At 32.8% G+C, this 14,157-nt stretch carries 10 protein-coding genes; all 10 read right to left on the bottom strand.

Going from position 1 to position 14,157, the window contains the following annotated elements:
* Entirely contained in the window at positions 1-1,536 is a 1,536-nt protein-coding gene (locus BN1075_RS01760) for a putative polysaccharide biosynthesis protein (protein WP_040191303.1), read from the bottom strand.
* Positions 1,537-1,720: 184 nt separating this feature from the next.
* Positions 1,721-2,269 carry a stage V sporulation protein T gene (gene spoVT, locus BN1075_RS01755; RefSeq protein WP_040191302.1) on the bottom strand — a complete coding sequence of 183 codons (549 nt, stop codon included), beginning with the start codon at positions 2,267-2,269 and terminating at the stop codon, positions 1,721-1,723.
* Positions 2,270-2,413: 144 nt separating this feature from the next.
* Entirely contained in the window at positions 2,414-3,418 is a 1,005-nt protein-coding gene (locus BN1075_RS01750) for a peptidylprolyl isomerase (protein WP_040191301.1), read from the bottom strand.
* An 85-nt stretch (positions 3,419-3,503) separates the two neighbouring features.
* Entirely contained in the window at positions 3,504-7,019 is a 3,516-nt protein-coding gene (gene mfd / locus BN1075_RS01745; RefSeq protein ID WP_040191300.1) for a transcription-repair coupling factor, read from the bottom strand.
* A 27-nt stretch (positions 7,020-7,046) separates the two neighbouring features.
* Complete coding sequence (pth, locus tag BN1075_RS01740) at positions 7,047-7,616, bottom strand: aminoacyl-tRNA hydrolase (protein WP_040191299.1); 570 nt, start codon at positions 7,614-7,616, stop codon at positions 7,047-7,049.
* 101 nt (positions 7,617-7,717) lie between these two features.
* On the bottom strand, positions 7,718-8,866 hold the full coding sequence (locus BN1075_RS01735) for a S1C family serine protease (RefSeq protein WP_040191298.1): 1,149 nt from the start codon (positions 8,864-8,866) through the stop codon (positions 7,718-7,720).
* A 35-nt stretch (positions 8,867-8,901) separates the two neighbouring features.
* A complete protein-coding gene (locus tag BN1075_RS01730; RefSeq protein WP_040191297.1) occupies positions 8,902-10,323 on the bottom strand; it encodes a HAMP domain-containing sensor histidine kinase in 1,422 nt (473 codons plus the stop codon).
* A complete protein-coding gene (locus tag BN1075_RS01725) occupies positions 10,323-11,009 on the bottom strand; it encodes a response regulator transcription factor (RefSeq protein WP_040191295.1) in 687 nt (228 codons plus the stop codon). The genes BN1075_RS01730 and BN1075_RS01725 overlap by 1 nt, the downstream gene beginning before the upstream one ends.
* A gap of 230 nt (positions 11,010-11,239) precedes the next feature.
* The gene (locus BN1075_RS01720; protein ID WP_040191293.1) at positions 11,240-12,196 is read right to left on the bottom strand and encodes a ribose-phosphate diphosphokinase; all 957 of its coding nucleotides are present in this window, start codon (positions 12,194-12,196) and stop codon (positions 11,240-11,242) included.
* A 20-nt stretch (positions 12,197-12,216) separates the two neighbouring features.
* Positions 12,217-13,584 carry a bifunctional UDP-N-acetylglucosamine diphosphorylase/glucosamine-1-phosphate N-acetyltransferase GlmU gene (gene glmU, locus BN1075_RS01715; protein WP_040191292.1) on the bottom strand — a complete coding sequence of 456 codons (1,368 nt, stop codon included), beginning with the start codon at positions 13,582-13,584 and terminating at the stop codon, positions 12,217-12,219.
* Positions 13,585-14,157 lie beyond the last annotated feature (573 nt).

The following is a 14,157-nucleotide window of genomic DNA, read 5'->3' as shown; positions in this document are numbered from 1 at the left end:
TTAATTTCTATTAAGTTTACCCATTACATCTTCAATCGTAAATACTCTAAATAATATCGCTAAGATGCCAAAGATTATAACTCCCACGAAAACCGCTAATATACAAGATATTCCGTTACTCATTGTATAATTATAGACATTATTATAAATAAAAACAACCGCAATTATCATAATTAAAGATATAAACAAAGGCTTTATGATAATCTCGTTGAGGCTTATTTTTACACGTAATAGCTTCTTAACTTCAATTATATTTAACATTGCCGTAACTGCATAACCAACTATACTTCCTATAATAGCCCCAAATATATTAAACTGTGGGTTAGCAACTAAAAAATAAGTTATTACAACTTTAAATATACACCCAACCCCTAAATAATATACAGGTGTCATGTACTTGCCACAACTTTGTAAAACCGAGGTAGTGGTTTGAGTAATTATTATTAATGGAAGTGTAATTGATAATAATTTTAATATTTCATGTCCACCGATATCCCCCATGAAAACTAAGCCCATTACCGGCCTAGCTAAAAAGAATAACCCTAAAAAGCTAGGAATCCCAATTACAAATGAAAGTTTAAAGACCATATTAACCCTACGTTCCAGCTCACTTCTATTATGCAAAGCATAGACCTCCGATATTATAGGTACTAGCGAAGCACACAAAGCCATAGAAAGAGCTAAGGGTACATTCTGAATAGTCATGGCCTTTCCGGTGAATTGGCCGTATAATGTCGCACTTTCAGCACTAGTAAACCCTGCTGTTAATAGTCTTTGGGGTACAATTATTGAGTCTATAAGTGACATTATAGTCCCAACAGCAGCTCCAACAGAAATAGGCAATGCTGCATCTAATATCATCCCAGTAATTCTGCGTTCCTTTTTTCCCTTAACTTTCGGAACCCCTTTTTCAACCTTAAAATATTTTATTACTAAATATATACTCCCTACAATTCCACCTGCAACGGTTCCAAATGCAGCTCCTGCTGCAGCATATGCAATTCCCTTCGGTAAAAGCAAATACGCAAACAGAACTCCAAATATAACTCTTCCAAACTGTTCTAGCACTTGAGATACTGCAGTACTATTCATATTTTGCATCCCTTGAAAATACCCTTTAAAGGTACACATGATACAAACAAATATTGGTCCAAGAGAAATAACCATAAATGAATTATAAGAACTAACATCCCACTTTAATACATCAATTATCTGCTTACCAAAATAAAGCATCAAAAATGATGCCACAAATCCAAGAGGAATCATAATTTTCAAAGTTTGACTTAATACACTTCTAACTGCATGTACATCCTGCTTTGCATTAAATTCAGAAATAAGCTTTGACATAGCTATTGGTACTCCAGAAGCTATTGCTACAAAGGTCATATATAACGGATAGGACATTTGATAATACCCCATCCCTTCATCCCCAATCAGCTGCTGTATTGGTATTCTAAAAAACAAGCCTAAAAATCTTGCAAAAATCGTTGCTAATCCTAATATCATGGTACCTTTTATTAACGATTGTTTTTTCATATTTCCTCCTTAAAACTCTTAGTATAATAATAAGTATTTTTCAGAGGAACATTTTAGTACCTTTTGTATATAATAATCATCACAATAAAAAATCACACAGAATCTGTGTGATTTTTTATTACATTTTTGTTTTTTTAAATAACTTAAACTAATTTCACTAAATAAATTAATTAAAATTCCGAAATTACTGTTCCATCTGTTTTCCAAGAAACGCTGCTGCAGTTTCAGCTAATTTCAATTCGATTTCTCCAAGTTTAACATCCTCTTTTGTAGCGATTATAACAGCTCCAACAGTGTCGCCTTCAGCGATAATAGGCGCAACCACTTGTGCTTTGTATTCTGTACTGTCTTCACCTTCACAAATAGGAATAACTGGTTGTGCTGCTTTATCTAAATTTACAGCTTTACGCATTTCCATAATCTTATCTACTTCATTGCTTATTTTCTTATCTCCATATTCTTTTTTAGACCCACCACTTACAGATATAATAGTATCTTTATCACAGATCATTACAATATGTCCTATAGTCTGATGAAGAGCTTCACTATATTCTCTAGAAAACTCACTTAGCTCTTCAATTGGAGAATATTTTTTTAAAATAACTCCTCCATCTCTATCTGTAAAAATTTCTAATGGATCTCCTTCCCTAATCCTCAATGTTCTTCTAATCTCTTTAGGTATAACAACACGACCAAGATCATCTATTCTTCTAACTATACCAGTTGCTTTCATTAGTTTGCTTTACCTCCTTTAAAAATCATCAAAATAATCTATGAATGCTATTATTATCCTTCTTAACGTAAATTTTATGCACTCTAGAAATTTTTTCATTAAAAGAAAAGGAACCAATAATTTAATATTGGTTCCCTTTATAGTCTATTCACTTAATTTTTCTTCATATAATTTTACATCTGCTTCTTCTTGCCACTTTGTAAAAGTCTCTTTCCATAAAGCATCCTTTTGCTCTTTAAGTACAGCAGCTTCTACTTTATCTTTAACTTCATCATAAGCTTGAACTGGATATTCTTCTTTATCTAAACATTTGATTACATGATATCCGAATTGAGTATGAATTGGAGTTGGTGTATAAGCGCCTTTCTCTAAAGCTTTAGCTGCTAATAAAAAAGTCTGATCTATTTGTGTACTATTATACTCTACCCAGTCTAAATCTCCACCCTTATCCTTAGTGGCATCAGTTCCATACTCTGCTGCAAGCTCTGCAAAATCAGCACCACCATTTAACTTCTCAATGATTTCTTTAGCTGTAGCTTCATCCTTTACAACTATATGAGCTGGTCTAACTCTATTAGTTTTTTCTGTATAAGAATTTTTATTTTCTTCATAGTATTTCTTATAATCTTCCTCTGTTGGTTTTACATCCTTTGTAACTTCATCATAAACTAATTCAGATATAGTTGATAACTTAACATCTTTAACTAATTCCTCTTCAGTAACTCCTAGCATAGTAAGAGTCTCTTTGAATTTTTCTTCTGATTCATAAGCAGCTTTCATTTCTGTAAGCTTCTCATCAGCCTTTGCAGTTAACTCTTCATCTGTAGGCATTATATTTAATTCTTTAGCCTTTGCTGCAAATATTCTATCTTGTACAGCAGTATCAAGGACGCTTAGTCTTTGCTGTGCTATATATTGCATAACTTCAGCATTCTCTTTGTAGTTTTCGCCATACTGCTCTTTAACTTTAACAAAAAAACCATCTAAGCTATCGTCTATTTCTCCAAGTGTTACTTTTTCTCCATACACTTTAGCAACAACTGTTTTTCTTATTCCCTCTTCTGTTTTTTCTACCATGCTGCATCCCACTGCTGAAAACATCATGGCAGATGCCATAACCCCTGCTAATACCTTCTTTAAATTTATCAATTTCTAATCCTCCAATCGGTTTCATTTAGTTAAAATTGCAGTTTCATTTTACCATAAAAATCCGGTTAAATAAAGAATACTAAAACTATTTACTTAATGTTGATAATTCTTTAATAATATTTATAAGATTATCTAACATATCTTTTTTATTCATATCCTTACTCTTATATGCTAAAACAGGTACGTCGCCCATTTTAAACATTATATGCTTTCTATAGTTCTCAAGGATATACTTAACCATTTCGGAAGTTAAGTAGCTTTTATCCTTAAATGTTATCAATACCTGAACACCTGTATCCTTAATTTCTAAAACTCCAATTTCTTTTGCTATAGCTTTCAAATAAGCTATGTTCATTAAATTATAAACACTTACCGGTATATCTGAATATCTATCTTCAATCTCCTCTATAACATCCTGCATATACTCATAGGATTCAATTGAAGCAATCTTTTTGTAAACTTGTATTTTTTGTGTTTCATCACTTATAAAGCTGCTTGGAATATACGCATCAATTTTAATGTCAACTGTAGTGTCTATTGGCTCTTTATCAATTTCACCTTTAACCACCTTAACAGCCTCTTCCAGCATTCTGCAATATAAATCATATCCAACAGAAGACATATGTCCACATTGTGCTGCACCCATGATATTTCCCGCTCCACGTATCTCCAAATCTCTCATAGCAATTTTTAATCCTGATCCAAGTTCTGTAAAGTCCTTTATTGCTTTAAGTCTCTTCTCTGCAACCTCAGTAAGAATCTTATCCTTTGTATAAGTGAAGTAAGCATATGCTATTCTATTGGTTCTTCCAACCCTTCCTCTTAACTGGTAAAGTTGTGAAAGTCCCATTTTATCTGCATCTGCAATTATCATTGTATTTGCATTTTGAATATCTATTCCAGTTTCTATTATAGTTGTAGCTAATAATATATCGTATTTTTTATCAACAAAATCTAGGATAACCTTCTCCAGCTCTCTCTCTGTCATTTGACCATGTCCAATGGCAATACGAGCTTCTGGTACAAGCTTTTGCAGATAAGTTGACATATCACTTATAGTTTCAACCCTATTATAGACGAAAAATACTTGTCCGCCCCTATTCATCTCTCTCATAATTGCATCTCTAATAAGCTGATCATTAAATTCTACAACATAAGTTTGAATAGGATATCTCTCTTCTGGCGGAGTTTCAATTATACTAATATCTCTCACTCCACTTAAAGACATATGAAGAGTTCTTGGTATAGGTGTAGCACTCAAGGTTAACACATCTATGTTTTTCTTAAACTCTTTTATCTTCTCTTTATGTGCAACTCCAAATCTCTGCTCTTCGTCAATTATAAGAAGCCCTAAATCTTTAAATGCTACATCCTTTTGAAGAAGTTTATGGGTTCCAACTACTATATCCACATTTCCTTCCCTTAAATCCTTTAAAGTCTTTTTAACTTGAGCAGCAGTTCTAAACCTGCTTATCATCTCTATTTTAATAGGGAAATCAGAAAATCTCTTAACCATGTTTTTATAGTGCTGTTCTGCAAGAATTGTTGTAGGAACAAGGATTGCAACCTGCTTCCCATCCATAACACATTTAAATGCACCTCTTAATGCAACCTCAGTTTTACCATAACCAACATCACCACAAAGAAGTCTATCCATTGGCTTATCGCTTTCCATATCCCTTTTAATATCTTCTATTGCAGCTAATTGATCTGGCGTTTCCTCATAGATAAACTCATCTTCAAACTGTCTCTGCCATGGAGTATCTGGTAAATATTTATGCCCTTTTAAAGTTGACCTGATAGCATATAGTTTAACTAAATCCTCAGCAATATCTTCAACTGACTTTTTAACCTTACTTCTAGCCTTAGCCCACTCATTGCCGCCTAATTTATTTACTTTAGGAACCTTTCCTTCTCCACCTATATATTTTTGAACTAAATCCAGTTGTTCCACTGGTACATATAATGTATCCCCTGAATTATATTCAAGGACCAGATAATCCTTCTTATTACCTTGTACATCTAACTGATTAATCCCCTTATACACTCCAATTCCATGATTAACGTGTACAACGTAATCTCCAAGCTTTAACTCTGTAAAACTCTTAATCTTACTTGCACCCTTCGCTGTGGACCTTCTTGTTGCTTTTCTCTTTGACTGTCCAAAAACCTCTGAATCAGATATAATACAGATTTTTAAATCTGGATACTCAAACCCCTTTATAGCATTACCAAAAGTTACTACCACATCGCCCTGTCCAACATTGTCTACTATGTCTTTATATACAGCATTAATATTTCTTTCTTTTAAAGTATCAATCAATCTTTCTCCACGAGTCCTAGTACCTGACAATATAAGAGTTCTGAAACCTCTTTTTTTCTTATCCTCAATATCATCAATAAGCATATCGAGTTGACCATGATAGTTGTGTATTGTAATTTGGGAGAAAGCAACAAGACATCTAGGTTTTAATACGGCTGACGTTGTAGATAACCCTTGAATTGTTAAAGTACTTCCAGCTTCTAACCTATCGATAACCTCCTCCTTAGCTACAAGGAGCTCTCCTTGAGCAGGTAATACATTACCCCTACTTAAGAAATTCTCATAATTTTCTTCAAACTCAAAGTATACACTGTCCATTTTTCCCATGGATCTATTTACATCATCCACAACAACTAATGCATTCTTAAAATAATCCAATAAAGTTGTTTGTTTTTCATAGAAAAACGGCATATAACTATCAATAGTTTCAAAATTCCATGTCTCAACTAAACTTTCAATATTATGTTTTACAGTTGTTTCTATTCTTTGCAGAGCATCTTTATCCTTGGCCTTCTTAAATACTGCTATAGCTCCTGCTAACTCCTCTTCTATCTTCTTTTTGCCTGCTTCAATATGAGATTCAGTTAAAATTATCTCCTTTGCAGGGAAGACATGAATCTTGTTAACTTTATCAATACTTCTTTGGTTTTCTGAATTGAAGGTTCTTATAGAATCTACTTCATCATCGAACAACTCTATTCTGTAAGGAATTCCACCCATAGGAGGATAAATATCAATTATCCCACCTCTCACAGAAAACTGACCAATGTTCTCCACTACACTACATCGCTCATAGCCACACATAACTAACCTTTGACTTAACTCTTTTATATCCAATACACTTCCAACTTCTATATCAAAGGTAAATCTCTTAAATAACTCTACCGGGGCATAAGAAGCCGCCAGCGATTCGATAGATGTGACAATGATGTTTTTCTCACCACTTAAAATTTTGTCAAAGACCTTAAGCCTCTCCCATCTCAAATCCCCAGATATTGCATCTATATTATAAAATGTTACCTCACGAGTAGGCAGATAATAAACATCATTACTATAGAAACTTAAATCTTCATAGATATTTTTAGCTTCCATATCGCTGTGAGTTACCACCAACATACTTTTCTCTGTTTCTTCAAATACACCATATAGCAGATAGCTTTTTCCCGACTCTGAAAGACCATGTACCCCTATAGGATATTTGTCCTCCTTTACAGCTCTTTTTATTTCTTTAAACTCACTGCTAATCTGCAAAGGTGCCATTATGCCTTTTAATCTCAAATTATCACCTCTTTAAAACAAACTTCATTACTTCTCGGCTTTAAAAGAATTGAATTTATTCATAGCTTCATTAGGCCCTTGTGTAACCATTACTTTAACAGCTTCTGCCGCTGCTTCAAAGGACTTTTCTAATAATGCATCTTCCTCTGCCGTAAACCTTCCTAATACATAATCAACTAAATCACAAGTTGGTTCTCCTACTCCAACCTTAATCCTTGGAAACACATCAGTACCTAAGTGCGCAATAATATTTTTTATCCCATTATGACCGCCAGCACTTCCCTTAGTTTTAATTCTTAACCTACCGACCTCAAGGCTTATGTCATCATAAATAACTATTATATTTTCATTAGGTATCTTATAAAAATCAATAATACTTCTAACGCTTTCTCCACTTAAGTTCATGTAAGTCTGCGGCTTTAAAAATATTACCTTTTCTCCAGCAATATTTGTTTCTCCATACATTCCTTTAAATTTTGTCCTGTTTATATTAAAGTTATACTTTTTCTCACATAAATCAACTATATCAAATCCTACATTATGTCTCGTTTTATCATATTTATCCCCTGGATTTCCAAGGCCAACAACTAAATACATAGTATCCTCCAACTTATCTCATTAAATATTTTAAACCATCTCCACTGCTTATTATACTAAACTTTCATAAAAAAACAAAAGCAGCATTTTTAATGCTACTCTTATTTCCTAACTTCCGGTATTTTTATATTAAAATCAGTATAAATTCCATTTTTATAAACTGTAAAATCTACTTCTGCCCCTTCATCTAAGGCTGACAAAACAGCATTAATATCATTAACACTACTAACCGATATACTATTTACTTCTGTAATTATATCTGTTGGTCTGATTCCAGCTTCATAAGCTAAACCATTTTTAATTACTTCTTTAGTATAAACACCTTCGATACCATCCTCTTGCTGCGAAACTGCAGCTTCTCCATAAATCCCAAGGTATGTAATCATAGAATCCCGTTTACCTAAGATATTCTCCGTAATCTGATTTAAATCCTCTACAGAAATATAAAAACTATTTTTTAAGTAATCATTGTGATATGCCATGGTCGTATTGTTTATTCCAACTAACTCGCCATCCATATTGCATAAAGCAGCACTTGTATTAATATACTTAGGTGGTACTGTTGTTTTTATCATTCTAAGCAGCTCTGCTACCTTAGTTTGAGAATTTCTAAACATTACACTCTCCTTAGTACTTAGCACTGTGCCAACTTCTATACTACCATTATAAGACTTACCTAAAGGATTACCAACACTTATAACCTTATCTCCAGGCTTTAAGTTTATAGGACTTTCAGCCATTGGCATTGGTGTCAAATTACTATTTTCAACCTTTAACATCGCAATATCATAAACAGTATCAAAACCTATAATTTCAGCATTATATACTACATCTGTATAACTTTTAATCTTAATGCTTGAAGCATTTATAAGATTATTATAACTTGAAATAATATAACCTCTGCTGTCTAATACAATCCCTACACCAACATTTACTTCCTTGGTGTAATTTTGATTATTAATCACATTAATAACTGAAACTACAGATCTTACAGCCTTACCAGCAACCTCCTGAAGCTTATTCGAACTCTCCTTGGTTATTACGCCATCACCCGTATCATCATGATTAAGATAATAATTCCCCTCATCTTTACCACCACTCATTACCATAGCAGTAAAGGCACCACCTAAAGAGGCCATAAATAAGCAAACTATAGTAAATACAACAAAAGTGCCTCTTCGCTTTCTCTTTATCTGATTAAATGTTATATTTGCTCTTGATTCCTTACGGTCATCATTAAAATTGCTCATAATAGCCTCCCTTCTAAATTACTCACCTTTATAGGCTATATTTTTTTAGTAATTGGTAAAGTAAAGGTGAACTTAACACCATTATCTATGTTTTTAACCCAAATCTCTTCGTCGTGAAGACTTATAATTTTCTTAACTATAGAAAGACCTAATCCAGTGCTCACCTTCTGAGTTCTTGATTTATCTACCTTATAGAATCTATCCCAAATATGCTTTATATCTGTCTCATCTATTGGCAAGCCTTCATTAAAGATTGATATGCAAGCTTTCTTTCCTTTACCTTCAGATGAAATCTTTATTGCTCCACCTTCATTTCCATATTTAATGGCATTATCAAGAAGGTTAGTAACCACTTGAATTATCTTATCTTCATCACAAGAAACAATTAATTCACTACCCTCAAAATATACCTCTACATTTAAATTTCTGCTTTTTATTCTGCCTTCATTTCTTAAAATACACAAACGAATAATTTCATTTATATCTACTGAAGTTCTCTCTAATTTATAGGTTCCTGATTCAACTGCAGATAAATCTAATAAATCATTTATAAGTCTCGCTAAACGCTGAATCTCCTCATAAGCAATATTCAAGTAATATTTATGCTTTTCTGGAGGTATTACTTCATCTAAGATTCCACCGATAAACCCTTTTATAGATGTCATAGGTGATCTAAGCTCATGAGATACATTTGAGATAAATTCTTTTCTGTTTTGCTCTACCTGCTGAAGAGAATCCGCCATAACGTTAAATGCATTTGCAAACTCTTCCATCTCATCATCTGAATGGATTTCAACTCTCTTTTCAACATCACCACTAGCTATTTTTCTAGCTACTGAACTCATTTCAGACAATGGATTTACTATCATCTTTTGAGAGAAATAGTATATTACCACACAGGATGCTATAACTGCCAAAACAGCTGATAACCAAATTATTTGATATACATTAGATAGAGAGCTGTCAAGATTATCCGTAGAAATACTTATAAGCGCAGCTCCCTTAACATTTCCATACATGTCTTTTAATGGTTCACCCATTACATAAACCTTTTTATCAAGATATACTCCATAATCATTTATAGCTTCAACACATACATCATCCTTTAAATCTTCAAGCTTACCATGATAAATCTGCTTTCCAATTAATTGATTATATTTCATTGAAGTAGTTGAATTAACATATCCTTCACTATCTAAAACTAAAATATCATCTCCGATATAGGAAGCTATAAATTTTATTCTTTCACCTAGCTCATCATGGGTCATCCCACCCTCTAAGTAGGTTATTACAACATTCTCAATAACATCTATTTGATTAGTTAAACTCTCTTTTCTTGATTTTATAAAATAATCCTGAAACCAGAAAGATAGAAATGCGGCTAAAATAGTAAAACTTACCGTTATTATGATGGTATATGTTACAACCATCTTAGAAAACAAGCTGTTTTTAACCATTATTTCACCTCAAATTTATATCCAACACCCCAAACAGTTTCTAACTGCCAAGTGTCTCCTCCTGCAACTTTTTCTCTTAATCTCTTAACGTGTACGTCAACTGTTCTTGAATCACCTGGGTAATCATATCCCCAAACCTCACAAAGTAATTGCTCTCTAGTAAATACTCTATTCTTATTGCTTGCTAGGAAATGTAATAATTCAAACTCCTTAGGTGGCATTTTTATTTCTTGCCCTTTATAAGTAACACTATAAGAGTTTATATCTATTACAAGATTATCAAAAGAAAGAGTTTCTTTATTATCTCCTTCAGAAGTATATCTTCTTAACACAGCTTTTACTCTTGCCATGAGCTCTTTAGGTTCAAAAGGCTTAACGATATAGTCATCTGCCCCTAACTCTAAACCTAAAACTTTATCAAAAGTCTCACCCTTAGCAGTTATCATTATAACTGGAGTTTCATTATCTCTTCTTATCCACTTTAATACATCAATTCCATCTAAGTATGGAAGCATAACATCTAGTAAAACTAGATCTGGCTTATAGCTAGAAAAAGTCTCCTGTGCTTCTCTTCCATCATTTGCAACCTTAACATGATATCCTGAATTCTCTAAATACATTTTTATTACTTCGCATATATTCTTATCGTCATCAACAACTAATACTTTTCCTAAATTGCCTTCCATAAATATCCCTCCAAATAATTAGCTTGCGCTTAATTTATTATCTCACTTGTATTATATAACAATCCACAAAAATCTAATTAAATTAACTATAAAATTAATATTTTTAACAAATTATTTAAAATATTTTAGTCACATAAATTTCACTATAAATTTATTCAATATTATAACCAAAAACATTATAAAAATAGAGGGAAGAAATCTCCCCTCTAGTAACTTAAATTTAAAAATTATTAATCAAAAAGTTTGCTTACAGAAACTTCTTCATATATTCTCTTTATAGCTTCTGCAAATAATGGTGCTATAGATAAAACTTTTACCTTATCTATCATTTTTTCTTCTGGTAAGTGAATGCTGTCAAGCATAACTAATTCTTTTATTGGTGATGCTTCTAGTCTTTCTATAGCTGGGCCTGAAAGAACTGCATGTGAGCAGCAAGCATAAACTTCAGTAGCTCCCATTTTAACTAGAGCCGCTGCACCATTACAAATAGTTCCTGCTGTATCTATCATATCATCTATTAAGATAACTCTCTTACCTTTAACATCTCCGATAATATTCATTATTTCAACTGCGTTTGCTTTTGGTCTTCTCTTATCTATTATAGCTATCGGAGCATTTAATCTATCAGCAAATTTTCTTGCTCTTGTAACACTTCCTAAATCTGGAGAAACTACTACAACATCCTCACAATCTTTAAATCCATTATCGATAAAGTAATCTGCAAGTATTGGTGCCCCTATTAAATTATCAACTGGAATGTTAAAGTAACCTTGTATTTGAGCAGCATGTAAATCCATTGTAAGAACTCTATCTGCTCCAGCTGCTGTAATAAGGTCCGCAACTAATTTAGCTGTGATTGGATCTCTAGCCTTAGCTTTTCTGTCTTGTCTTGCATATCCATAGTAAGGAACAACTGCTGTTATTCTTCCTGCTGAAGCTCTCTTAAATGCATCTATCATTATTAAAAGCTCCATAAGGTTGTTATTTACTGGTGCACTTGTTGGTTGGATAACGAATACGTCTAATCCTCTTACTGTCTCTGCGATATTAACAGCTATTTCTCCATCACTGAAAGTAGTTACATCACTTTTACCTACTTCAAGTCCTAAACGATGTGCTATATCCTCTGCTAGCTCTGGATATGAGTTACCCGCAAAAATCTTGATATTTCTTCCATGGCTTATCATTGTGTAGTCCTCCTAAAACTTTATTTATTATATTTATCATGTACCCAGTTTTCTTTATTAACTTGTCTCGCCCTAGCTATAGCTAAAGAGCCTTCAGGTACCTTGTTTGTAATTGTAGATCCAGCTGCAATATAAGTGTTGTTTTCAACTTCAACTGGAGAAATTAAATTTGAGTTACAGCCAATAAATACATTGTCTCCGATTATTGTTTTATTCTTAGTTTTTCCATTATAGTTAACAACTACAGTTCCACATCCAAAATTACACTTTTCGCCTACTTCAGCATCACCTATATATGTTAAATGAGATACCTTAGTCCCATTTCCTATAGTAGCTTTCTTAATTTCAACAAAATCGCCTATTCTTGCATCACTGCCTATAACTGTTTCAGGACGAATATATGCGAAAGGCCCCACAGTAGTATTTTCACCAACTCTTGACTCTAATACTACAGAGCTCTCTATAGTTACTCTATCGCCAATAACCGCATCTGTTAATCTATTGTTAGCATAAAGTGTACACTCTTCACCAACAACAGTTTTACCTTCTAAGACATTTCCTGGGTAAATTATTGTATCTTGACCAATAACCACATCACAATCAATATAAGTGCTTCTTGGATCCATGATTATAACTCCATTATCCATATGCATTTTATTGATTCTTGATCTCATTATTTCATTTGCAACAGAAAGCTCTTGTTTTGAGTTTACAGCTGTAATTTCATCAACATCAACAGCAATAGCTCCAACCTTTTTGCCTTCACCCTTTAAAATCTCTATTACATCAGTTAAGTAATATTCATTTTGATTATTGTTATTATTAAGCTTTCCTAAAGTGTTTAATAAAGCTTCAATATCAAAGCAATACATTCCTGAATTTATTTCATTAACCTTTGCTTCAGCTTCGTTACAATCTTTAAACTCAACGATTTTCTCTACTTCACCATTAGCATTTCTAATTATTCTTCCATACTTTAATGGATCTGCCATAACCGATGTTAATATTGTTGCACTACAGCCTTCTGCTTCATGATAATTAGTAAGTGATCTTACAGTTTCTTCAGTAATAAGTGGTCCATCACCTACAAATATTGATACAGTTCCTTTTTTGCCCTTTAAGAAATCTTCAGCACACATTACAGCATGCCCTGTACCTAGTTGTTCTGCTTGAACAGAATAGCTTATATTTCTGCTTTCAGTTCCCTTTTGAACCTTTTCAGCACCTTTCCCTATTACTACATTAACTTCTTCAATACCTGCACTTCTAATATTATCAATAACATGGTTTATCATTTCTTTTCCACATACTTTGTGAAGTACCTTAGGGGTATTAGATTTCATTCTTTTACCTTCCCCTGCAGCTAAAATTATAGCACATTTATACAAATTAAACACCTCTTTGTCTGAAATATATATAAAAAATTCAATTTTACTACATTTTTCTATCTTAAGTATCACACTTTTCTTTTGTTATTTATACTATAATTATAAATAAACTAAAAAAGCACCAGAATTTCAATTTTATATTTCTTATTTATTCTTCTTAATATGTCATAGTATACGACATACCTATATTTATTATATGTAAAGTAATATTTTTTTTCAACCAAACTATAAGTGAGAGTCTAAATCTTTGATTTAGTCACTCGAACTTACTCCACCGAACGCATGTGAGGTGGAGTTTCCTTAAGTAACATTATAAATCTTTGATTTAGTCACTCGGACTTACCCCTCCGAATAAGCTTAGAAAGAGCTTCCTTAAGCTATGCTCCAAAAGTTGCACTCCAAATCTTCGCCTTGAAGTGGAATTTTCACAGAGAGCAACTTTGGTTTTGTAAGTTAAATTTTCACCATATGCATTTTAATTTGGTAAGCAAAACTTCCTCCACTGTACAACATCCAGTGGAGTTTTACTATTATATACTCATCATAACCGGTCACAAAATAAAAAGGAGTTTT

Origin of the sequence: Clostridium culturomicium, assembly GCF_000821305.1 — a bacterium.
GTDB classification, from domain to species: Bacteria; Bacillota; Clostridia; order Clostridiales; family Clostridiaceae; genus Clostridium_J; species Clostridium_J culturomicium.
This window is presented reverse-complemented; position numbering and strand designations above follow the sequence as displayed.